The organism is Acidobacteriota bacterium, assembly GCA_040754075.1.
GTDB lineage: Bacteria > Acidobacteriota > Blastocatellia > UBA7656 > UBA7656 > JBFMDH01.
The window spans coordinates 188,066-209,940 of record JBFMDH010000008.1 but is presented as its reverse complement, the minus strand read 5'-3'; the positions used below and the strand labels follow the sequence as shown (position 1 = coordinate 209,940).

Genomic DNA, 21,875 nt, shown 5'->3' with positions numbered 1-21,875 from the left:
ATTGGACGGCTCCATAAAATCCATCGCGCCTTTTTTCTTGTATTGATAACTTTCATTTTGAAAACCGTTCAAATTCCCAACCGTAATTGCAAAACCGACGTGACCTGCCTCGAATAAAAATATTTTTAAAATTTTTTTTCGATTTTGCAGAATAAATATTTTTTTTGGCGTCTATGGGTAGCAAGGACTATTGAGAAAGCTTTTTGGGGCCGGATTCACAAAATAGTTATTTGAATCGGCTGAAAAATATAACGATGACAGCCTACCGCTCAAGCTCATCGTTCAAATTGGTTGGCTCCTGCTTTTGGTCAACCAACCTGCGGAGATTCCCCTCCTCGCAGGAAAAGAGCCTCAGTCCTACCCAAAATCGGCTTATCGCCTGACAGCCGAGAGGCTCAACAAGGAGACGCGGGGAGAAAACGAGCCTCCCCGGGTCTCCTTAAAATTTTCCCGAAAGATTTTTTCATCCGGTAAATCCATATCGCTTTCTCTCCGCGTAATCACTGACGCCAGTGACAAACCGGCGCATTTCGTACAACACAATTTTTAACTAAACAATAAACCGGTGGTTTACCCATAAGATTTTCGGGTGAATTCAAACTATTTCAACACAGGATTAGGAGGATTGGATTTGAAAAAGACGACATCAATCATTTGCTCAACCATGTTAGTTGTTGCATTCGTGTTTCTTGCCCCCAAGGCTTCAGCGCAATCCGGCGATTCGCTCTATAAACGACTCGGCGGCTATGATGCGCTGGCAGCCGTGACCGATGATTTTATTGGCAGGCTAGCAACCGACAAACAACTCGGACGGTTTTTTCAAGGCGCTAGTGAAAGTTCGCAAAAGCGCATTCGTCAACTGGTCGTTGATTTTCTGTGCAACGCAACCGGCGGTCCCTGCCTGTATCTCGGACGCGATATGAAGACAGTTCACAAAGGCTTAAAGATAAATGAAAAAGACTGGGAAATTACGGTTAAGCATCTGGTCGCCACCCTCAATAAATTCAAAGTTCCCAAGAAAGAACAGGACGAAGTTTTAGGCGCGATTTCCGGTTTGAAAGCCGACATTGTCGAAGCCAAATAGCGATTCCCTTTTCAACCCACTACACATCCCTTGCTGAGAAGATTTCTAAAAGTCTTCTCAGCTTTTTTTTTGTTCAGCGCCCAATGAAACCTTGCAAGCAAATCTCTATGGGCGCATTCTTCAAACGTAAACTGCTGGATTTTCCTGGAACCAATATTTAATAAAGCGGGTTTGATAAACCAAACGCTCAAGTCGGTAAGTGTCTTGCAATTAAATTAAACTCAATGGCTGAACATTTGAGTCATTGAGGTATTCCAAACCTTGTGAAGGAAATTTCGCAAGCGCGAAGAGGTAAGCCATGAAAAATGCCGCGACGATTTTTATAATCCTCTCGATTTCTCTTTTATCGGGATGTTCTGTGGGACAAAACGATAGCAACACCCGAGATACTAATAAACCATCATCCGTATATTATGATCAACAGTTGCCTGCCCAGGCTAAATCTACGGCAGAAGTTATAAACGCCGATTCAGCGATTTCTAACGCTTTAATCACCACTGAAGGCGGGCGTACCCAACAAACTCAAAACGCTTCATTCAATGAGGCAACCGCGTCCGAGCAAAATCAACAGGTCATTGAACGCAAAATTATTCGCAATGCCAGATTGACTATCGAATGCGATGCGCCTGCCGAGTTGCAAAGTAAACTCAATGCTATTGCCGGTGAGTTTGGCGGCTTCGTGGTGACTTCGGATTATAAACAAAATGATAGTCGCAGCGGCGCAAGCGAAACGGTTACCGTCACCCTTCGCGTTCCCGCTGACCGGTTCGATGCGGTGATTGCGAAAATTCGCCCCATCGGTTCGCGCGTCATCAATGAAAATGTCACCGGGCAGGACGTCACCGAAGAGTTCATCGACCTTGAAGCCCGCATTAAAACTCAGAAAGCTCTGGAACAACAATTCCTCGACATTTTAAAACGCGCCGCGAAAGTTGAAGACGCGCTTTCAGTGCAAACGGAAATCGCCAATGTCCGCACAGAGATTGAACGCCTCGAAGGGCGCAAACGCTTCATCGAAAATCAAGCGGCGCTTTCGACCATCACCATTGTTTTGCAGACCCCGACACCGATTGTCTCATCAAATCCGAAAGGCTTCTGGTACAGCATCAAAGAAGCCTTTGGCGATGGCATAGACTGGGCGGCAGGTTTCGTTCTCGGTTTGGTTCGCCTGGCAATCGCAGCGATTCCGGTTGTGCTGTTTATCGGCATACCATTATTTTTGGTTTTACGATTGGCATATCGTCGCTGGCGAGCGAGTCGAGATGGTGATGCGCCCGCAGAGGATGAGCCATTGCCACAAACCCAAAGTTGACGTTTTGCAACGTGACGTTTCCAAAGTTTTGAGCTAAAGTTTTTGCGTTAGCGAAAATCCTTATTTACATTTCAGGGCAAACTCTCGCGGGTTTGCCCTTTTTTCAAACCACCTTCAGCCAGGCAATTTTTGTTCAAAGCACCGGGAACAATTTTTTCTTAAACGGTTTCTATACCACCAAGCGCCAAATCATTCGCTAACAATCGAGGTCATTCGGCATCCGAATAGCCCTTGGGATTGTTTTACTGTTGATTCGCTTTTTATTCGCGGCGGTTCCGATTTTGCTGTTTGTAGTTTTGCCGTTTCGATTTTTGCGCAAGCGTTGGCGACGCCCGATAGTTATCTCAAGGGCAGCCAATTCCACGCCACAAACACCCTGATATTTTAGAATTTCAATTGTGATACTTGTTGGTAATCGGCATGCGGCGGTCGCGTCCAAAGGCGCGCGGCGTAATTTTTATTCCCGGCGGCGCTTGACGGCGTTTATACTCCGCCGCATCAATGCGACTGATGACCCAACGCACGGTTTCCGGTTTGAAGCCTGCGGCGATAATCGCTTCGCCGTTCATATCTTTTTCAACGTACAGATGAATGATGCCGTCGAGAATATCATAAGGCGGCAGGGTATCCTGGTCGGTTTGATTAGGTTTGAGTTCCGCAGATGGCGGGCGGGTGATGATGTATTCGGGAATGACCGGCTTATCGCCGCGTTCGTTTAGAAACTTGCAGATGCGATAGACCAGGGTTTTCGGCACATCTTTCAGCACCGCAAAGCCGCCCGCCATATCGCCATAGAGTGTCGCATAGCCGACGCTCATTTCGCTTTTATTGCCGGTCGAAAGCACCAGTCCGCGAAACTTATTCGACAGCGCCATTAAAATATTGCCGCGAATCCGCGCCTGAATATTTTCTTCTGTGGTATCGCCTGGCAAATCATCAAAGGTCGGCTCAAGCATTTTCAAATAGGCGTCAAAGGTGCTTTGAATTTCGATGACCTGATAATGCACGCCTAAATTTTCGGCGAGCAGTTCAGCATCCCGGGCGCTCTCGCTTGATGAATAAACCGTCGGCATAAATACGGTGTGAACGTTTTCCGCGCCGATGGCATCTGCGGCAATCACCGCCGTGAGCGCCGAATCGACGCCGCCCGATAGACCAATAAAAACTTTATCGAAGCCGTTTTTGCGAATGTAATCGCGGGTTCCCAGAACCAACGCCGTATAAACTTCAGCTTCCTCGCTGAGTCGCTGGTAATCATGATTCGTCAGTTGTGGTCGTTCACTTGAATGGCGCACATCCGCTTCGAGTTGAATCGTATAAACCGCTTCATCGAATTTGGCGCGAATCTTTTCACGACGACGACGCGGATCGTGCAGGCGTTCGCCGAACACCCGTTCGGTATCGATGTCTGCAATGATTAAATCTTCTTCAAAGGCTTTACCGCGCGCGATAATATGCCCGCCTTCGTTGATGATTAAGCTGTTGCCATCAAATATCAGTTCATCCTGTCCGCCGACGAGGTTGCAATAGGCAAGCGCCACGGCGTTGTCTTCGGCGCGGGTACAGAGCATGCGTTCGCGGTCATAGGTTTTATTGGCGTGATAAGGTGAAGCGGAGATGTTGATAATCAAATGGGCATCGCCAAACAGCGATTGTGATTTGTCGGGACCGCCCGGATACCAGATGTCTTCGCAGATATTCACGCCGATGCGGGCATCGCCGATGGCATAAACCGGAAAGGTTTTCCCGGCTTGAAAATAACGCTCTTCATCAAACACGCCATAATTCGGCAAATAGGTTTTGTGATAGACATCGACGAGTTCGCCGACGGCAATCACTGCTGCGGCGTTATAAATATCCGAACCATCGGTATCGACAAAACCGACGACGATGAGTTGTTTGCCGCTGGCTTCGATGATGCGCTCAAGGGCGCGACGATTTTCCCGCGCGAAATGGGGTTTTAAAAGCAGGTCTTCGGGCGGATAACCCGGCAGCGAGAGTTCAGGAAAAATCGTCACATCTGCGCCAAATGCGCGGGCTTGATTCAGGTAATCAATCACGCGGTCAACATTCGCCGACAGGTCGCCGACTGTCGGATTGATTTGCGCCATTGCAATTCTGAGAATGTTCATGAGTTTACAAGAGTAAGCCGACTATTGGGGTTTTGATGCAATGTCAGCAGCGATTTCCTCAACAGATAGAGATTCAAATAGTGTCTGTCTTTCATCCGTGTAGTTGCCATACCCTTGGGTAAACTGGTTAATAAACCTCAAAGTATTTGCAACGCCGATATTTTTGCAGAGTACGTTAATCGCTTCATGAGTAATTTCAGCCAGTGGTTTAACTTCCGTTGTCATTTTCCAATTCCTCTAAAAGCTGAAGTGGCGAAACCACCGTCAATGTCGGTTTTACCAAAGCTTTTGCTTTTTTCAAAAGTTTATCATCACAGGTACAAAAGTAATTTGCTCCACCTATCTCTGCTGCTGCCAGATGCAAAGCATCCAAAGCCATAATTCCTGCTGCGGCAATTTCCTTAGCACGATTTTTTATCTCCTCATCAAGTGTAACGACCGTTGTTGAATATTGCAGCACTTCGAGTGCAAATTCTTTTCGGGCTAAATTGACGCTTTGGTTAATTTCAAACAACAAAACCTGTGAGCTAATCAATTCAACCAGATTTTTCTCGCATAACTCAATGATGAATAAAACAGCTTCGGATTCGAGCAAGATACGAATTTGCGATTTACTATCCAGGGGTCGTTGCAAACTGCAATTATCAAGATAAATTTTCATAACTGATGCAACGGGTTAAAGATTAACCATTCCGGAAATTTATTCAGCGTCAAAAAACTTGAGCGCCATTGCGCCGTGGGTAGCGGCTCCGCCGGCGCGCAGAGCGGCGGCAAGGAAAGCGGTTTCGCTGACCTCTTCGCGGGTCGCGCCGACTTTTTTCGCGGCTTTGGCGTGGGCTTCGATGCAATAAGGGCATTGCGTCGTGAAAGCGACGGCAAGGGCAATCAGTTCGCGGTATTTAACAGGAATGTTGCCGCCTTCGCGCCCGACGATGCTGTTTAAATTAAACCAGGCTTTGAATTCTTCAGGCGAAAGCTTAGACATTTCCTTGAGCAATTTCATATCGTTTTCATCGTGATAATGTGACATGGTGAATCTCCTTTTAAGCTAGGTTAGTAGTTTTCAGGTAAATGATAACGACCCAGACAACACCGCTTAGAACACCGTAAGCGGTACTGGCAATAAACGCGCTGCGATGGTAGCGCGACAGGTATCTATTTTGAAATTGAAGAAAGGCGATAAAAGATAGAATAATCGGAGCAACCACCAACAGATAGGCAGCTCCGAGACTTGCCAGTCCAGACCAATACCAAAAAAGTTTTGTGTAAATTAACAGAATTAGTCCACCGTAGGTAAAAAACAAAAAAAAGTAGGTAAGGGTAGGTGGAGAACTGATTTCATCACGATTCATTTGGTGGCATAATCGCAAATAATATTCGAAGCCAAATAATGGGAAAAGGATGTGTATTAAAGTTGAGAAGACAACTTTCATTTTAGTTGGTTTACATCATTGAATCACATCGACCGTATCGACGATGCCAACGACGGCGGCATCGACGGGCATATCTTTACAGCCTTCAGCCATGCGCGCTGAACTGCCTTGCACAATGATAACGGTTTCACGAAAGCCTGCGCCTACGGTATCAACGGCGATAACATGGCTTTTTTGTTCCTGTCCGTTTTCATCCACCAGTCGCGCGATCAGCAATTTGCGCCCGTGCAGGCGTTCATCTTTGCGCGTCGCGACAACGGTTCCGACAATCTTGGCTAATAACATATTTTCGGTAATCAGTAATCGGCAACCGGTAGCCAGTGGCTGATCATAACCAACCACTGGCTACCGACCACCGGCGACCGTTATCTGGATTCGTTCGTCACCGGGAGTTCTTCGTCAACGGCGTGATGCGGGCGCGGGATGACGTGAACACTGACCAGTTCTCCGACGCGGCGCGCGGCGGCGGCTCCGGCATCGGTGGCGGCTTTGACGGCGGCAACATCGCCGCGCACTATCGCAGTCACAAATCCTGCGCCGATTTTTTCGTAACCGACCAATGTGACATTGGCGGCTTTGACCATCGCATCGGCGGCTTCGATCATGGCAACCAGTCCTTTGGTCTCAATCATTCCAAGTGCTTCCATATCGTCTCCTATGTGTAGTATTCAGAAGCCAGAATGAAAATTTCCGGGCTTCATCTTGAACTCCCTGTGGTGATTTAAACTTTGACAAAAACTCTTTTGGTTTTGGTTTCGCCTCGTGGGTTTTTGGCGGTCATTTCGATGGTGATAGTTTTGCCATCGGGCGAAAGCATCCATTTCCGCGAAGTCACGAGTTTGACGACACCCTGTTTGGTGTTGATGGCGGCTTCCTCGCTAATGTCCAATCCCCAGCCGTCATTTGACCATTTGGCAAGGCGTTTTCCTTCGCCGGGTTCACCGCCGTACTGCGCCACATATTTGGTTTCCTGTCCGCCAAGCGCATAGCTGTCATTGACAACACTGGCAAGCATATCCTGAGCCGGATAAACTTTGGTAACGACGGTCATGTCATCGCCTTTATGGGTGATGGTCATCACTTGATCCATGCCTTGCGGCACCCCTTCACATTTGGCGAAATCCAATTTCCATTTGCCGTTGTAATCGGGTTTCGGACCCGCCCAAGCCAGACCCGTAAGCATCAACCAAACCAAACCGATTAAAATACTTCTTCTCATCATCCGATCTCCTGTGAAAAGGTAAAGCGCAACTGCCTTTTCGCTTTACCGGAATTTCACGGCTGGGCTAATCATCATCCGCGCATCTGTTGCGCAATCAATCGAGCCGCTTCTGAAATCAAGGCGCTCAATTCACTCTTGGTAAGCGTCACCGTCTCTTCGTCGGTCGCGTCGGTCGCGGTCGAACTGACCGTTTGATTTTCGCGCCCCGGCAAATACCCGCAAACCTGTCCGCCTCGCGCATCCGGCGGCATGTAACCCGCACGTTCGCGCACGTCTAATAATTTGCCAATCGCTTCAGGCGGAATCTCTTTCGGCTGCCCGACGAGTCGAGCAATCAAAGCGATTTTCGCGAAATGCTCAAGCGTTTCCATGCGATAGTATGCCGAATCCAAATCGCCGCCATAAGCCACCGCACCGTGATTGGCGAGCAGCAAGGCGTCGTGATGCGGGATAAACGGGGTGAGCGATTCGACCAATTCATTGGTCGAAGGCGTCCCGTAAGCCGTCAGCGGCACACATCCCAAAGTCAAAATCACTTCCGAAAGCAGTGGTTTATCGAGCGGCACATTGGCAACGGCAAAACCGGTTCCGAAGGGCGGATGCGCGTGCACAACTGCATGAACATCAGGGCGCAGGCGATAAATTTCCCGATGCATCGAAAATTCCGAAGACGGATTGCGTTCCTCCTTGCGGAGTTTATTGCCGTCAATATCGACGAGCACCAGGTCGCTTTCCTTCATGCGACCTTTGCAAATCATTGTCGGCGTCGTAACGATGGTGCCATCCGAAAGCCTTGCGCTGATGTTGCCATCCGACGAAGCGATGTATCCGTTTTCATAGATACGCCTGCCGATTTCAACAATATGGTGTCTGATTTCGCGCTCGATATGCATGGCTTAATGAGAGGCAAAGATTAGCATAGTCATTTATCATCTGTCATTGGTGTTTTATGATTTGTACTTCGTGCCTGGTATGTTGTGCTTTGCATCTGTACTTGAATAATGAATCGGTGCTCATTCAGGTATTCGCATTGGGATATTTGCTTTATAGCAAGCTAAAAACTCAGGAGAAAGACCAGGCACCAAACACCAAGCACCAAGTACAAAGCACCAAGCACAACTTACCCACTCGCTGTTGACCATCCTTCCTATGCTTCCTATAGTCAAAGGGTGATGCAAAGACCGCCGCAAATGCCTTCGATACTCTCTACACGGCAATCCTATCAATGGATTAATCGGTTAGCGAACAAACATAAAGCATTTATCGAACACCCGCTTTCAACGGTTAAACAGGAAGCGTTAGCTGCCTGGGTTGAAGTTGAATTTCTTCAATCGGTGTTGGCGCTTGAGGGTGAAGCGGTTTCCCGCGAGGAAATCTCGCGGTTCGCTGCCTCTGAGACCCTTTCGGGTTCTGAACCTGCGGCTTTATTGAACCAAACGCTCAGGGCATTTCGCGAACTGAAAAAAATCGCACAAAATGACAATGCCCGGCTCGATTTGAATTTATTATTGCGATTGCAAAATTCCTTTGGCGCGGGGGCATTGCGAAAAACCATAATCGAAGGCTCATCCATTCGACCGGAAAATCTGCCAATCATTGTCGAGCATGCCTGTCGCTGGTTTACGATGCATTCGATAACCGAACTCAATCCCATCGAACAGGCGGCAATCGCCTTTTTACGATTTATGGAAATTGCGCCATTTGAATCGGGCAATGAACGGACAAGCCTGCTGGTCGCGAGTTTTTTAACGGTGAAAAAGACCCTGCCCCCGATTATTCTGCGTCCTCATCAACATGCGGATTACCGTATTGCCCTGTGTGAAGGCTTGCAGATGAACACCCAACCGATGGTCGAACTGGTCGCGCAATCCATCGAAGCCACGTTGGATGAGATGTTGCGAAACATCATTTGAATATATGGATAACCAGGAAAACCCGATGGATAAAACAACTGAAAGCATTCTGGTGGCGGTTGATGATATGTTTTTCGCTGCCAAAATCCTCGCGACAGCCAAAACCCTTGGTAAAACCATCGAACGGGTAAAATCAACGGCTGAAATCCAGAATTATTTAGACCAAAAATCACCTTCCCTATTGCTTATCGATTTGAATGCTACGAAATTCGACGCAATTGACCTCATCCGGGCAATAAAAGCCGATAAAAGGTTAGAAAAACCTTTCATCGTCGGTTTTCTTTCCCACGTTCAGGTTGACTTGAAAAACCGCGCCCTCGAAGCCGGTTGCAATGTGGTGATGCCGCGTTCGGCGTTCTCGCAAAAGCTCGCAGAGGTTTTGAACGGAAATATCCAGTAACCTGCCGCAAATAAAATATTTCTTATAAAAAATTTGAATTTTTTTTCGTAACCATTCAATTTTTTCTTCCGTCTTTAACCGGTGAAGGCAGAAATGGAGTTACGGCTTTCAGGTTCTTTGTAAATTGAACACGCTTGTCGAACCGTCGGTTCGCGAATTTGCTGAACAAAAATCTACCGATGACGTTTAACCTGCGGTGAGTCAACGGGCGCAATCCTGCCGCAAATGACAAATCAGTGGAAACGGATGTTGATTTTTTCAGTAATATTTCCAGATAAGCGTGGAAACCAAAGTTCCAACAACCGACAATGAGGAATTCGTGGCCAATGCTAATTCGGCTGTGGCGATTGGAGGACTACAGCAGAAACCAGTGGAAGCGATAAGCGACGACGATGTAATCAACCGGGTTCTCGAAGGCAATCAAGACGCTTTCGAGATTCTTGTACGCCGTTATAGCCCGCGTGTGTTTAGCATTATCGGGTCGTTTTTTCGTCGCCGGGATATGGTTGAAGACATCGCCCAGGAAGTTTTCGCGCGGTCTTACTTTTCGCTCACAACCTTTACTCTCGGACGCTCATTTGAAGCCTGGGTTGCAAAAATCGCCGTCAATGCCTGTTATGACCATCTGCGTGCCCAGCGTCGCCGTTCGGAAAATCTCGCTCCGCAGTTTATGGAAGAAGAGGATGAATGGCTCGAATTACAGATGATCGAGGCGGCACGCGACCGCCACCTGAGTTCCGAACGCCAGCGCGAAGCCACCGACATTGCCGAGAAATTATTGGCAAAGATCGAACCCGAAGATAGACTCGTGCTGGTTTTGTTAGACCGCGATGGGTACTCGGTTCAGGAAATATCCGAAATGTTAGGCTGGGGACAATCAAAGATTAAAGTTCGCGCCTTTCGTGCGCGGCGCGCTTTGCGAAGCGCAATGAAAAGGCTTCTGCTCAGCGCAGAAAATAAACAAAAACAGAAAAAGAAAAAATAAGAAAGAGTCATCTTTGCAAGTTTGTTGATGAAAAGGAGCATGAAATCGATGGGGTGCAGAAAAGTTCGTAAAGCGTTTCCGGCACTAAGCGGAAACGCGAAAGCTCAGAACCTCGGTAGTGATGAGCGCAGAGCCTTGCAGGGACATTTGGAGACCTGTTCCGCCTGCGCTGCGGAGTATCGACTGTTTTCGCTGTCACAAACGGTTCTCGATTTAACGGCATTGCCGGAAGTCATCGAACCGGATAAGGATTTTATGGCGGCGCTGCGGGCGCGAATCGCCCGTGGACCGGAGAGTTTTGGCTTGCCGCAAATCGGTGCAGACGAATCAATGGCGACGATGCTTTGGTTGACCGCCAGACAAATGTTTCCGGCGATGGCTTTGTTGTTGCTGTTAATCATCGGCGCAACCTTATTATGGAGTCATCCGGCGTCAACCGAAAAAGGCACGGCGGCGCGTATCGAAATTGCTGAACCGTCCGCAGACGATGTCATTGACTCAACATTTATTGTTGCCGAAGAGAGGTTGAACCATGGAAAGTAAGAGCAAAACCAAAGCCCGTTTGATTATCTTTTCGATTTTCGCCATCGGCTTTTTTGCCGGCGCGCTCGCCATGAATCTTTATGAGCGCATGACCAGTAATGACGAGAGTCCCGGAAACCACAAACCGCAGGAGTTCATTATCAAACGCATGGATCAGCGGATGAACCTTTCCAAAGAGCAGCACACGCAAATCCGCGCCATCCTTGATGAAACCTTTGACCAGTTCAAAACCTTGAGAAAAAGCATGCGCGAAAACATCAAGGAACTCAAAGTGTACGAAGGCAAATTCGATGAAGTCCGCCAGAAGGAACGCGAAAGGATTCGCGAGGTGCTCAGTTCCGATCAGTTGCCGGAATTTGAAAAGATGATTCAGGAAATGGAAAAACGGCGCGAGGAACAACGCCAGGAAAAATAAATCCCGATCTCTGCTCCCGATAAAAACAGTGGACCCAAACAGTAGGAGACCCAGTTGATGACAAGGAAGTTGAAAATGAAAAAAATTATCACCATTACGCTTACCATCCTTTTATTAATTGCCAATATCAGCCCGATTGCCCAAGCCTACGACGGCGATGGCGAAACCCAAAGCGTCAACAATTCAGAAATTCACGGCGTCGTCACCGACGAACAGAATGCCTTTCTGGTTGCCGTAACCGTAACCCTTGAAAACGCGCAGGGTGAAAAAGTCGCCACCACCACCACCGATGAAAAGGGGCGCTACCGATTCAACAATATTAAACCGGGAATTTATCGGGTAAGCGTTGAACTCGAAGGCTTCGCGAAATTCATCCAGGAAATCGACCTCACTTCCCGCAAATCCATCGAACAGAATATTCCCTTAAAGGTTTTCATTCAGGAACAGGTGGAAGTCAAAAATGATTCGGCAGGAATTTCTACTGATTCGGACAAAAATTTAACCGCCACGGTGATCACTGAACGCGAACTCTCAGCTTTGCCGGATGACCCGGATGAACTGCTTGACGCTTTAAAACAGATGGCGGGTGTTGATAATGCCACGGTCTACGTTAATGGATTCCGCGAAGGTGGACGGTTGCCTTCCAAAGAAGCGATTCAACAAATCCGCATCAACTCGAACCCCTTTGCCCCGGAATATTCCGAACCGGGACACACCCGATTTGAAATCGTGACCAAACCGGGAACCGATACCTTTCACGGCGGCTTCAATATGAACTTCAACGATGAATCATTGAATGCGCGTCAAGCCACCGCAAATTTCAAAGCGCCGACCCAGATGCGCAACTACGGCGGCTATTTCAGCGGTCCCATCATTCGTAATCGCTGGGGCTTTTTCTTTGACGCCAATCGTCGCGAAAATGACGACAACGCTTTTATCAATGCGATTATTCTGCCGACCGACACGCTGACGCCCACACCGTTCGTCACTACTCTGGTAAATCCGATGCGCAGTCTTAATGTGTCGATTCGCACCGATTATTTATTGACCAAAAAGCACACCATGGGACTATGGTATCGCTTCAGTAAAATGGACAACACGCGAAATGGCGGCGATTTCAGTTTGCCGGAAACCGGTTCGACCTCATTTTCAAAAGATAATACCTTGCGTTTTTCATTGACCACGATTGCTTCCGAACATGCGGTCAACGAATTCCGTTTTCAAATCAATCGTCGTTCAAATGGCTCGCGCGCTTTAACCGATGCGCCCGCCATCATCGTCAGTGAAGCCTTCACATCGGGCGGCAATCAAGGGCAGTTATTCTCCGATAGAACCACCGATGGGTTGGAAGCTTCCAACGACATCACCTATACCAAAGGCAAACACATCCTCAAATTCGGATTCCGCGGCGAAGCCACCAAACTTTCCAATATCGACCAATCAAATTTCGGCGGCACCTTCCTTTTCGGTTCCGATTTTGAACGCGATGCGCAAGGCAATCGCCTTCTGGTTGACGGCGCGCCGGTGCCGATTTCATCGCTGGAACTTTATCGCCGAGTGCTGACCGATACACCGGGCTATGCGCCTTCGCAATTTTCCATCAATCGCGGCGACCCGTTCATCGGCTTCACGCAGTGGGAATACGGTATGTATTTTCAGGATGACTGGAAAATCAAACCGACCTTGAGCTTTTCATACGGTATTCGTCAGGAATTCCAAACCCATCTCGATGACAAATTCAATTTCGCGCCGCGTTACAGTTTGGCGTGGGTTCCTGATAAAGCCAAAAGGAGCACCATTCGCACGGGCGGCGGCATCTTCTATAGTCGTCTGGATACCGGAATTACCTTTAACACCATCCGCAATGATGGCATTCGCCAGCGCAATTTCGTCATTGCACAGCCCAATTTCTTCCCGAATATTCCTTCATCCTTCAGTTCAGCGCCAACCAGCGTGGTGTCGATTCGCGTCAAGGATGAAAGTTTGAATGCGCCCTACCAGATATTGCAAACCGCGAGTTATGAAAGACAGTTGAACAAAACCATGTTTGGAACGGTTGCCTATACCTATACTCGCGGGGTGAATTTGCTGAGGACGGTCAACATCAATGCGCCGGTGCGTGATGCCGACAATAATCTGGTCAAACCCAATCCCTCACAAGGCGCGATTCTCGAATATCAATCCAATGGCATGTCCAACCGCCACGAATTGCGTTTCGGTTTCAGAACCGCATTCAGCCGCACCTTCACGATTTTCAGTAACTACGTCCTGGCTTCAACCAAGAGCAACACCGATAGCGCGGGAACTTCACCGGCTAATCCCTACGACCTGGCGGCGGAATATGGGCGCTCCAGTAACGATGTTCGCCATTCGGTTTTTCTCGGCGGTTCATTTACCACAAAATATGGATTCCGCTTGAGTCCGTTTATGAACATACGCTCAGGAGGTCCGTTTAACATCACCACCGGTCGCGATAACAACCTCGATACGGTCTTTTCGGATCGCCCATCATTTGCCGCTGCCGGCACCCCCGGAGCCGTTGAAACCCGATTCGGCATTTTCAATCCGAACCCGCTTCCCGGCGAAGAACTGATTCCGCGCAACTACGGCGATGGGCCAAGTAGTTTCAATTTGAATATGAGTATCTCGAAATCCTTCGGGTTTGGCCCGCCAATTGGCGGCGGTTTCCCTGGAATGTCAGCGCAAAGCGGCGGACAAAACAATAATCAAAATGCCCAGAACAACCAGCGTCAGGGGGGCAATCGTGGCAATAACAACCGCGGCAATAACAACAACAACTCCGCAATGGGACAGGCGATGAATCAGATGGGGTCAGTGATGATGCGCGGTGGCGGCGGACCCGGTGGCGGCGGACCTGGTGGTGGCGGTCAAGGTGGCGGCGGTGGCATGATGCGTGCCTTTGGCGATGTCCGTCAAAAATATAGTTTGACGGTTAATGTCAACATCAACAATATCCTGAATCATACCAACTATCGATTCTACAACGGCGTTTTAACCTCCCCGCTTTTTGGTCGTTCAAACAATGTTGATAATGCCCGAAGAATCGAACTTTCACTGAGATTCGGGTTCTAATTCGGAACCGTAAAATTGTGGAGTGAAAAATGAAAAGTACATTTGAGTTAATCACTTTGTTGGCTCTGGTTTTCGGGGGCGCGCTGATGACGTCGGCGCAGGATATGCCTCCGCAAGGACCTCCGCCGGGAATGCAGATGCGCCAATTCCCGATGCCAACATTTGCTGATTTCGACAAAAATAAGGATAAGAAAATCAGTAAAGAGGAATTTCAAGCGCAGGTTCCATCTTTTATGGCTGATCGGTTTGATCGCCTGGATACCAATAAAGATGGTTTCCTCGATGAAGCGGAATGGAATGCTGTAACGCAGGGGGGATTTAGAGGTCCGCGAACCGGTGAAACCCTGGTTAAATTTCTTGATGCCAATAGCGACAGTAATATTTCAACAGCGGAGTTCGCAAAAATTCTCGTCCTGTTCGATTCGCTGGATAAGGATAAAAACGGCGAATTGACGATTGATGAAGGCAATGAATTCTTCCGCGCATTGAATCAAACCGATGCCTCAAACAGACCGGCGGCTCCGCCTCAGGGACAGATGAATCGTCAAATGCCGACCTTCGCGGATATGGATAAAAATAAGGATAAAAAATTAGGCAAAGATGAGTTGCCCAATCCCATGATGATGGAGCGTTTCGATACCAACAAAGATGGCTTTATTGATGAAGCGGAATGGAACACCGGGATGCAGAGCTTTAGAGGTCCGCGAACTGGCGAAACTTTAGTTAAATTCCTCGATGCCAATGGCGACAGCAAATTGTCAAAAGATGAATTTGCGAAAATGGTTTCTTCGTTCAATGCGTTGGACAAAGATAAAAACGGTGAAATCACCGCAGAAGAAGGTAATGAATTTAATCGCGTGCTGACCCAACTGGCTTCTGAAGTTGCCAATAAAGCGACCGGCGGCGTTGATGTCACGCAGTTATTTACCAATCTGGATAAAAACAAAGATGGTAAGATAACCGCCGATGAACTAACCAGTGAAAAAACCTTCAAAGCCTTAGACCTAAACGGGGATGGTTCAATTACCAAAGAAGAGGCTACCGAAGCCTTAAAGAAACAGGCTGAACGGAAGAAAGCCGCTTCTTCACAAAACTAATCCATCAAGCTTGCACTTTTAAGCGCCTGACGATTTAAGATTCATTTAATCGTCAGGCGCTTTTTCTTGTGGCATCAATCCTTCATCCATCCCGCAAATAAAAATTTTCTGCTAATCTCCGGTTTCTTGTCATATAGTTGCTTCTCCGAATCGACTAATCTAACGAACTGAAAATACGAGCTGCTGATTGATGAACAGCATTGATTTAAGAGTTGAATTGGAGCGCCACCACAGCGATAGCTTCGGCTGGGCGTTAGCCTGTTGTTCACGAAATCCGGCAGATGCCGAAAATGTTTTGCAGTCGGCTTATGTGAAAGTTCTCGAAGGCAAAGCGCGGTTTGATAACCGGTCATCATTTAAAACCTGGTTATTCGCAATCATTCGCAAAACCGCGATTGATTATCACCGGCGCGAAACCTTGAAGCGATTGTTACTGGTTCGACATCGGCAAAATTTGGTCGAATCAACTTACGGTCATTTTGATGAAGAGGTTTTTCACACGGAAATTCAGGGAATTTTCAAACAATCGCTTTTAACTTTGCCCAAAAGGCAACAGGAAATTTTACAGTTGGTCTTTTATCACGAGTTGAGTCTGGCAGAAGCCGCTGCGGTGATGCAAATCACGCTTGGCGCAGCGCGTAAACATTACGACCGTGGAAAAGCCCAACTGAGACGGAAATTGATTGAATTGGGAGTAAGCGATGAATCGGGATTTTCAAGAGCAGAAAATCAGGCAACTCTTTCGTAAGTTACGCGAAGAGGAGCAGAAAATCACACCGGCATTCTCGACCTTTGTTGCACCGTCCAGGCGAACGCCATCGTCATCAAAACCCTATGCGTTGCGGCTCGCTTTTTCACTCGGTGTGATGATGATGATTATCGGTGGAATTTATTGGCTTAATCCGTTTCAGAACGGCTTCAATGAAAAATTCCTCGCCGGTCTATCGGCAAAAGAAATTATCATTCAGGTAACGCCGGAAATGGCTATCCAGATGAAGCAGCCTGAAACGACGCCGCAAATAACTGCCGCTCAAAGACCAACAAAACCGCAACCAGTCCGACACCGCATTTCGCGACCCGAAGAATGGAATGTGAAAACCCTCACCGCCTGGCACTCGCCGACGGCGGCTTTGTTAAAAATTCCCGGTGACGAGTGGTTGAAAATCTTGCCGCGAATCGAAAGTCCCAAAATTGATTTCAATAAACTCATTCCAAACGAGAAAAATTAAAGAGGTTCAACATGAAAATTAAATTGATGTGTCTTGCACTATTTTTATTTTTTAACTGGCAATCAGCTTATGCCCAACAACCTGCGGGCGACCCCTTTGATGAAAATTTCTTTGCCCCCGAACTGGTGATGCAGCATCAACAAGCCATCGGTCTCAGTGAAGAGCAAAAGAATTTTTTTAAAACCGAATTTCGCAAAGCGCAAACACAATTCACCGAGTTGCAATGGCAGTTGCAGGATGAACTGGAAAAACTGGTTACGCTCATCAAACAGGAAAACGTCAATGAACAAACTACCCTCGCGCAACTCGATAAAGTGTTGTCCATCGAACAGGCAATCAAACGCGCCCAAACCGCGCTGCTCATCAAAGTTAAAAACCATTTAACGACCGAGCAGCGGGCGCAATTAAAACAGTTGAAGGGTAAGGGTAAAGCTAAACCGAAACCGGAATAAATGATGGAGTGAATTTAAAAACCGGGCGAAGAATTATTCCCGCTCACCCATTGCCCGGCGCGCAAACCATTTATTGAAAGTGGCATCGTGATATAATCGCAACCCTTCTCACAAACACTTTCAAAGGAGCAGCTTTATGAATAAATTTCTTCGATTCTTTCCGGTTGTGCTGGTTGGGTTAAGTCTCACCCTTGGCGGTTCTCAATATGATTCTTTTGCGCAGGATGAGCCGGCGATTAAACAAAAGAGCATTGAATTCAAGTCTCTGGTGAAAAATTCAATCAGCGCCCAGCACCAGGCGAATAATTTCGTTATCAAATCTCGCGAAGAATTAAAAAGTTTATGGAATGTTTTTTTCAAAAATATACCGGATAAGCCCGAACTCCCCGATGTCGATTTTGAGAAAAAGATGGTGATTGCGATTTTTGGCGGCGAGAAACCTTCACCGGGTCACGAAATAACCGCCAGCGAAACTCTGCAACTCAATAAAAAAACCTTGCGGGTGAGCTATGTGATTTCCCAACCCGGAAATAATTGTCTGCACCCGATGATGCTTGCGCAACCGTTTCATATTATCGAAGTCGATAAATACAAACGGGTGATATTCAATGCGATTGAGCAGACCAGGGATTGTCCGAATGATTAATTTTTTTTCATAGCCGGTATTTTTTCCAAGACCCCGACGCTCCATTGTCTGCCGGAGTTTGGTTGGGAAGGCTTTTTCAGGAAACCGATTGTAGATACCCACAACAATGCTTAAAGGAGGCGAGCACCGATGGCAAGCCTGAATTTTGATGAAGCGGCTCATTTACTTCGACGCATGGGCTTTGGTGGCCCACCCGAAGAGCTTGAATTTTTAACGACGCTGGGTCGCGAAGGCGCGGTTGATGCGCTCATCAATTATACCCAAACTGATAACTCGGCTCTCGATGATTTGATTGCTCAGAGTTTCGATTTTTCCAATCCCGATATATTCGAGCGATTCAATCGCGGCGAACTGCAACGCTGGTGGATGACCCGCATGGTTTACAGCAAACGCCCGTTTGAAGAAAAGATGACGCTTTTCTGGCACAACCATTTTGCCACCGCCGCCAATAAAGTTGATGACCGTTTCATGTTCGTTCAAAACCTCAAACTGCGGGCACAGGCATTGGATCGCTTCGATAATCTACTGCTCACCGTTTCGCAAGACCCGGCAATGCTCATCTGGCTCGACGGCATTGTCAATGTCAGAGGCAAACCCAACGAAAATTTCGCCCGTGAACTGCAAGAACTTTTCACGATGGGCATTAAAGATGTGGTTACGGGAGAGGCGAACTACACAGAACAGGATGTGCAGGAGATTGCCCGCGCCTTTACGGGCTGGAAATTCTTTTTCAATCGCGGCACACGCGACCCGTTCAATTATCCGTTCTTGGTCAATCCGGCTGAACATGATGAACTGCCGAAAACGGTTTACGGGCAAACTGCGAACTTCACAGGGCAGGACATTATTTCCATCGTCTCGAATAAACGGGCGACCGGACGTTTTCTGGTCTATAAATTTTTTAACTTTTTTGTTTATCCGCTCGATACCGCTAATGCCGCAGACCGCAGCACCATTGAAAAGTTTGCCGATGTCTATTTCGCCAGCAACCATTCCATCAAAGAATTGGCGCGCGCGATATTTGTCTCCGATGAATTTTTCAGTGAACGGGCGCGGTTCGCACTGGTAAAAACCCCTGTGGAATTGGTGGTTGGCGCAGTCCGAATGCTTGGCGCGCGATACAACCCCGGTGATTACAATCCGCGCACCAGTTCCAATATTCTGGCGCAAATCGTGTCATTTTTAGGGCAGGAATTATTCAACCCGCCCGACGTTGCCGGTTGGCGTCTGCAACTCGGATGGATTAACACCTCATGGTTATTGAATCGTTATACCTTCGCAGATTTCCTGACCATCAGTCGCACCGCTGATTTGAATGCGCCGGGCGTGTGGATTCCGCACGACCAGATTAAACGCTACACCAAAGCCAATGTGAAAAAGACCGTGAGAAATTTTTTATCGGTGCTGGGTCCACTACCGGTTGATGCTTCGGTGAATCTGGCACTCAGAAATTATTTGCAGACCGGCGATGACGGAAATCCTGTGACCTTTGTCAAAGATGATTTAACCGTCGATAAAAAAGTGCGCGGCTTGGTGCATTTGATGATGAGCCTTTCCGAATTTCAATTGAATTAGAGGATACGAAAAATGGCGACCACCAGACGACAATTCATTCAACGAAGCGCCACAGCGGTTTCACTCGGCGTCGTGATGCCGAATCTATTTTTAAGTGAAGCATTGGGACAAACTGCTGACACGCAAAATTCAAAAAAACTTGTAGTGATTCAAATGAGCGGCGGCAATGATGGGTTCAATACGGTCATTCCCTTTTCGGATTCGCGCTATTTGGCGTTGCGACCAAAGCTCGCCTTCCGCGAATCGGAACTTAACACCGCCAAAGGCTCGATGTTGTTGTCGGGCAATATCGGACTACATCCGGCGCTCACAGAAATCAAAGACCTTTGGGATGCAGGCAAAGTCGCTATCGTTCAAGGCGTAGGCTATCCCAATTCAACGCTCTCGCATTTTCTGGCAATGGATGTCTGGCACACGGCAGATACCACGGGGCTTGCCGGTAAAGGATGGTTGGGCAAATACGCGGATGTGGCATTGGTCGGACAAGCGGGGTTACCGGCGGCAGCCGTCGCCGGCGAGTTGCCGAAAACTTTTTATGCAGAGCGCGTGGTTATCCCGAACATCATCAGTTTTCAGTTCTATAATTTTCTGACCGACCCGGCTTATCCGAATGATGCGAGGAATCAGGTCAATACCTTTTATCAAGCCGCCAGTCGCAATCTCTCAACCTCGCAATTTTTAGGTTCGATTAATCACACGGCATTTGAAGCGCTGACCAGCGCGCAAAAAGTTCAAGCTGCGCTTTCGAGTTATCAATCATCGGTGGTCTATAACTCACAAAATCCGCTGGCGGTGGCTTTGCAAATGCTGGCGCAAATTCTCGTCACCATGCCCGAAGCCAATTTATTGTATGCCGCCATTCATGGCTTCGACCATCATGCCGACCAGGTAGACCATTCAACCGGACAAGCTAATAAATTCGCGGGACAACACCATCTGCTGCTCAGATGGTTTTCCGAAGCGGTGAAATCTTTTTATGATGATTTAGCCGAGCACAATCTCGCGGATAAAACTTTGATGATGCAGTGGTCGGAGTTCGGGCGGCGACCCGGCGAAAACGCTTCATTTGGCACTGATCATGGAACAACGTCGAATATGTTCATCATCGGCGATCCGGTGAGCGGCGGTTTTTACGGACAACAACCATCGCTTGCGGCTTTGGAATTGGATGCGGGTGGCAATCCCAAACATCACGTCGATTTTCGTTCGGTCTATTCGACGATTTTAAATCGCTGGCTCGGTGCGGATGCCCGCGCGATTCTCGGCGCGCAATATGAAGATGTCGGTTTTTTGAGTCAAGTGACTCCATAACCCGACAATTCAACTTAGCCAATGATTGATGACCGATTGCTACCCAAGGCGCTCCGTTAGATTATTGAGTTGTGCCTCTTCGATGCCAATAGCATGAAGTTAAAGGAAAAATGTAGCGCAGACTGTCGAGTCTGCGCCGATTGAGGCAAGTCCGTCCTTGAAATTTCAAGGGGCTTTGACCAAGATTGCCGCAGGTTAGACAACCTGCGCTACATCCGCGCTTCATGCTATTGCCATTCGAGGCTTGTGCGAGTTGTTCAAACAATTGTTTAAATCGGTGACCGGTAGTTGTTGATTTTATTTAAGGTCTTTCATCAGGCTGCGAAGTTTGCATACAAATTTCTTCTCCCAACAATTATCTTTATGTTTTCCCGGCTCTCGCGAGGTTGTATAATTAGCGACGTTTTTAAGGGAATCTCAAAAAGCTGAAAAAACACCTTCAATAAAGCCATGCCAGGAAAAGCGATATTACAACTCGGCAATCCTTTGCTCGCGCAAAAGTCTACGCCGGTCATTGATGCGCGCGCTCAGGACATGCAGACCTTGATTCACGATTTGAGTGATACGCTTGCCGAGTTTCGGCGAGCCACAGGTTATGGACGCGGAATTGCCGCGCCGCAAATCGGTATTTTAAAACGAGCGATTTTTATCAAAATGCAACCGACGGGATTTTGCTCGGCTTTGCTCAATCCCGAAATTATCTGGACGAGCGATGAGCGGATGCAGTTGTGGGATGACTGTTTCAGTTTTCCTGATTTGCTGGTCAGGGTTGAGCGGTTCGTAAAAATCAAGGTGAATTATGTAGATGAAAGCGGTTTGCCAAAGAGCATTGAAGCCGAAGGCGATTTATCGGAATTATTACAACATGAAATCGATCATCTCGATGGCATCCTGGCAGTCGAACGGGCAATCAATCCTACGGCATTTTCAACGCGAAGCGAGTGGGAGCGTCGCTATAAAAGCCCGCAAGGATTGTGAAGTTGAGGGGAGTCATCAATTCATTTATATCTCGGATAAAAATTGTCAGACTTTT

24 protein-coding genes are annotated in these 21,875 nt (G+C 47.7%); 16 read left to right on the top strand and 8 right to left on the bottom strand.

The genetic code is table 11. The annotated features are described in order from the left end of the window. Positions 1–631 precede the first annotated feature (631 nt). Positions 632–1,084 (top strand): group 1 truncated hemoglobin, encoded by a 453-nt coding sequence (locus AB1757_11505; GenBank protein MEW6127653.1) that lies wholly within the window; start codon positions 632–634, stop codon positions 1,082–1,084. A gap of 298 nt (positions 1,085–1,382) precedes the next feature. After that, a complete protein-coding gene (locus tag AB1757_11500; protein ID MEW6127652.1) occupies positions 1,383–2,396 on the top strand; it encodes a DUF4349 domain-containing protein in 1,014 nt (337 codons plus the stop codon). Positions 2,397–2,788: 392 nt separating this feature from the next. Here AB1757_11500 and AB1757_11495 read toward each other — a convergent pair whose 3' ends face one another. From AB1757_11495 to AB1757_11460, 8 genes are all read right to left on the bottom strand, one after another. Further along, entirely contained in the window at positions 2,789–4,528 is a 1,740-nt protein-coding gene (locus AB1757_11495; protein ID MEW6127651.1) for an NAD+ synthase, read from the bottom strand. A gap of 21 nt (positions 4,529–4,549) precedes the next feature. Further along, positions 4,550–4,753 (bottom strand): hypothetical protein, encoded by a 204-nt coding sequence (locus tag AB1757_11490; GenBank protein ID MEW6127650.1) that lies wholly within the window; start codon positions 4,751–4,753, stop codon positions 4,550–4,552. Beyond that, the gene (locus tag AB1757_11485; protein MEW6127649.1) at positions 4,737–5,189 is read right to left on the bottom strand and encodes a PIN domain-containing protein; all 453 of its coding nucleotides are present in this window, start codon (positions 5,187–5,189) and stop codon (positions 4,737–4,739) included. Before AB1757_11485 ends, AB1757_11490 begins: the two co-directional genes overlap by 17 nt. Positions 5,190–5,228: 39 nt before the next feature. Further along, positions 5,229–5,558: a carboxymuconolactone decarboxylase family protein gene (locus AB1757_11480; protein MEW6127648.1), complete on the bottom strand. Its 330-nt coding sequence runs from the start codon at positions 5,556–5,558 to the stop codon at positions 5,229–5,231. A 418-nt stretch (positions 5,559–5,976) separates the two neighbouring features. After that, complete coding sequence (locus AB1757_11475; GenBank protein MEW6127647.1) at positions 5,977–6,246, bottom strand: EutN/CcmL family microcompartment protein; 270 nt, start codon at positions 6,244–6,246, stop codon at positions 5,977–5,979. Positions 6,247–6,326: 80 nt separating this feature from the next. Next, on the bottom strand, positions 6,327–6,608 hold the full coding sequence (eutM, locus tag AB1757_11470; protein ID MEW6127646.1) for an ethanolamine utilization microcompartment protein EutM: 282 nt from the start codon (positions 6,606–6,608) through the stop codon (positions 6,327–6,329). Between the two features lie 74 nt (positions 6,609–6,682). After that, on the bottom strand, positions 6,683–7,183 hold the full coding sequence (locus AB1757_11465) for a hypothetical protein (protein MEW6127645.1): 501 nt from the start codon (positions 7,181–7,183) through the stop codon (positions 6,683–6,685). A gap of 71 nt (positions 7,184–7,254) precedes the next feature. Then, positions 7,255–8,076 (bottom strand): class II aldolase/adducin family protein, encoded by an 822-nt coding sequence (locus AB1757_11460; GenBank protein MEW6127644.1) that lies wholly within the window; start codon positions 8,074–8,076, stop codon positions 7,255–7,257. 279 nt (positions 8,077–8,355) lie between these two features. Here AB1757_11460 and AB1757_11455 point away from each other — a divergent pair, with 279 nt between their 5' ends. From AB1757_11455 to AB1757_11390, 14 genes are all read left to right on the top strand, one after another. Continuing rightward, a complete protein-coding gene (locus AB1757_11455; protein MEW6127643.1) occupies positions 8,356–9,096 on the top strand; it encodes a Fic family protein in 741 nt (246 codons plus the stop codon). A gap of 25 nt (positions 9,097–9,121) precedes the next feature. Continuing rightward, positions 9,122–9,496 (top strand): hypothetical protein, encoded by a 375-nt coding sequence (locus AB1757_11450; GenBank protein ID MEW6127642.1) that lies wholly within the window; start codon positions 9,122–9,124, stop codon positions 9,494–9,496. 370 nt (positions 9,497–9,866) lie between these two features. Next, the gene (locus AB1757_11445; GenBank protein MEW6127641.1) at positions 9,867–10,481 is read left to right on the top strand and encodes an RNA polymerase sigma factor; all 615 of its coding nucleotides are present in this window, start codon (positions 9,867–9,869) and stop codon (positions 10,479–10,481) included. A 48-nt stretch (positions 10,482–10,529) separates the two neighbouring features. Next, entirely contained in the window at positions 10,530–11,024 is a 495-nt protein-coding gene (locus AB1757_11440; GenBank protein ID MEW6127640.1) for a hypothetical protein, read from the top strand. Beyond that, complete coding sequence (locus AB1757_11435; GenBank protein MEW6127639.1) at positions 11,014–11,439, top strand: hypothetical protein; 426 nt, start codon at positions 11,014–11,016, stop codon at positions 11,437–11,439. The genes AB1757_11440 and AB1757_11435 overlap by 11 nt, the downstream gene beginning before the upstream one ends. 75 nt (positions 11,440–11,514) lie before the next feature. Next, a complete protein-coding gene (locus tag AB1757_11430) occupies positions 11,515–14,532 on the top strand; it encodes a carboxypeptidase regulatory-like domain-containing protein (GenBank protein ID MEW6127638.1) in 3,018 nt (1,005 codons plus the stop codon). A gap of 29 nt (positions 14,533–14,561) precedes the next feature. Beyond that, positions 14,562–15,629, top strand: a complete 1,068-nt coding sequence (locus AB1757_11425) for a hypothetical protein (protein ID MEW6127637.1) — start codon at positions 14,562–14,564, stop codon at positions 15,627–15,629. Positions 15,630–15,819: 190 nt separating this feature from the next. Next, positions 15,820–16,377 carry an RNA polymerase sigma factor gene (locus AB1757_11420; GenBank protein ID MEW6127636.1) on the top strand — a complete coding sequence of 186 codons (558 nt, stop codon included), beginning with the start codon at positions 15,820–15,822 and terminating at the stop codon, positions 16,375–16,377. Next, positions 16,331–16,858 (top strand): hypothetical protein, encoded by a 528-nt coding sequence (locus AB1757_11415; protein ID MEW6127635.1) that lies wholly within the window; start codon positions 16,331–16,333, stop codon positions 16,856–16,858. Before AB1757_11420 ends, AB1757_11415 begins: the two co-directional genes overlap by 47 nt. 11 nt (positions 16,859–16,869) lie before the next feature. Beyond that, positions 16,870–17,310, top strand: coding sequence for a periplasmic heavy metal sensor (locus AB1757_11410; protein MEW6127634.1), 441 nt, complete (start codon positions 16,870–16,872; stop codon positions 17,308–17,310). Positions 17,311–17,446: 136 nt separating this feature from the next. Further along, positions 17,447–17,956: a protease complex subunit PrcB family protein gene (locus AB1757_11405; GenBank protein MEW6127633.1), complete on the top strand. Its 510-nt coding sequence runs from the start codon at positions 17,447–17,449 to the stop codon at positions 17,954–17,956. 129 nt (positions 17,957–18,085) lie between these two features. Then, the gene (locus AB1757_11400; protein MEW6127632.1) at positions 18,086–19,531 is read left to right on the top strand and encodes a DUF1800 domain-containing protein; all 1,446 of its coding nucleotides are present in this window, start codon (positions 18,086–18,088) and stop codon (positions 19,529–19,531) included. A gap of 12 nt (positions 19,532–19,543) precedes the next feature. Beyond that, positions 19,544–20,842: a DUF1501 domain-containing protein gene (locus tag AB1757_11395; GenBank protein MEW6127631.1), complete on the top strand. Its 1,299-nt coding sequence runs from the start codon at positions 19,544–19,546 to the stop codon at positions 20,840–20,842. Between the two features lie 450 nt (positions 20,843–21,292). Then, positions 21,293–21,820: a peptide deformylase gene (locus AB1757_11390; GenBank protein MEW6127630.1), complete on the top strand. Its 528-nt coding sequence runs from the start codon at positions 21,293–21,295 to the stop codon at positions 21,818–21,820. Positions 21,821–21,875: the final 55 nt, after the last annotated feature.

What these genes read in the sequence shown, in the direction of transcription:
- AB1757_11420 (MEW6127636.1), top strand. Translation starts at nt 15,820, where the DNA reads ATGAACAGCATTGATTTAAGAGTTGAATTGGAGCGCCACCACAGCGAT.
- AB1757_11490 (MEW6127650.1), bottom strand. Translation starts at nt 4,753, where the DNA reads ATGACAACGGAAGTTAAACCACTGGCTGAAATTACTCATGAAGCGATT.
- AB1757_11425 (MEW6127637.1), top strand. Translation starts at nt 14,562, where the DNA reads ATGAAAAGTACATTTGAGTTAATCACTTTGTTGGCTCTGGTTTTCGGG.
- AB1757_11435 (MEW6127639.1), top strand. Translation starts at nt 11,014, where the DNA reads ATGGAAAGTAAGAGCAAAACCAAAGCCCGTTTGATTATCTTTTCGATT.
- AB1757_11455 (MEW6127643.1), top strand. Translation starts at nt 8,356, where the DNA reads ATGCAAAGACCGCCGCAAATGCCTTCGATACTCTCTACACGGCAATCC.
- AB1757_11485 (MEW6127649.1), bottom strand. Translation starts at nt 5,189, where the DNA reads ATGAAAATTTATCTTGATAATTGCAGTTTGCAACGACCCCTGGATAGT.
- AB1757_11480 (MEW6127648.1), bottom strand. Translation starts at nt 5,558, where the DNA reads ATGTCACATTATCACGATGAAAACGATATGAAATTGCTCAAGGAAATG.
- AB1757_11495 (MEW6127651.1), bottom strand. Translation starts at nt 4,528, where the DNA reads ATGAACATTCTCAGAATTGCAATGGCGCAAATCAATCCGACAGTCGGC.
- AB1757_11430 (MEW6127638.1), top strand. Translation starts at nt 11,515, where the DNA reads ATGAAAAAAATTATCACCATTACGCTTACCATCCTTTTATTAATTGCC.
- AB1757_11400 (MEW6127632.1), top strand. Translation starts at nt 18,086, where the DNA reads ATGGCAAGCCTGAATTTTGATGAAGCGGCTCATTTACTTCGACGCATG.
- AB1757_11460 (MEW6127644.1), bottom strand. Translation starts at nt 8,076, where the DNA reads ATGCATATCGAGCGCGAAATCAGACACCATATTGTTGAAATCGGCAGG.
- AB1757_11465 (MEW6127645.1), bottom strand. Translation starts at nt 7,183, where the DNA reads ATGATGAGAAGAAGTATTTTAATCGGTTTGGTTTGGTTGATGCTTACG.
- AB1757_11390 (MEW6127630.1), top strand. Translation starts at nt 21,293, where the DNA reads ATGCCAGGAAAAGCGATATTACAACTCGGCAATCCTTTGCTCGCGCAA.
- AB1757_11410 (MEW6127634.1), top strand. Translation starts at nt 16,870, where the DNA reads ATGAAAATTAAATTGATGTGTCTTGCACTATTTTTATTTTTTAACTGG.
- AB1757_11500 (MEW6127652.1), top strand. Translation starts at nt 1,383, where the DNA reads ATGAAAAATGCCGCGACGATTTTTATAATCCTCTCGATTTCTCTTTTA.
- AB1757_11450 (MEW6127642.1), top strand. Translation starts at nt 9,122, where the DNA reads ATGGATAAAACAACTGAAAGCATTCTGGTGGCGGTTGATGATATGTTT.
- AB1757_11415 (MEW6127635.1), top strand. Translation starts at nt 16,331, where the DNA reads ATGAATCGGGATTTTCAAGAGCAGAAAATCAGGCAACTCTTTCGTAAG.
- AB1757_11405 (MEW6127633.1), top strand. Translation starts at nt 17,447, where the DNA reads ATGAATAAATTTCTTCGATTCTTTCCGGTTGTGCTGGTTGGGTTAAGT.
- AB1757_11395 (MEW6127631.1), top strand. Translation starts at nt 19,544, where the DNA reads ATGGCGACCACCAGACGACAATTCATTCAACGAAGCGCCACAGCGGTT.
- AB1757_11475 (MEW6127647.1), bottom strand. Translation starts at nt 6,246, where the DNA reads ATGTTATTAGCCAAGATTGTCGGAACCGTTGTCGCGACGCGCAAAGAT.
- AB1757_11440 (MEW6127640.1), top strand. Translation starts at nt 10,530, where the DNA reads ATGGGGTGCAGAAAAGTTCGTAAAGCGTTTCCGGCACTAAGCGGAAAC.
- eutM (MEW6127646.1), bottom strand. Translation starts at nt 6,608, where the DNA reads ATGGAAGCACTTGGAATGATTGAGACCAAAGGACTGGTTGCCATGATC.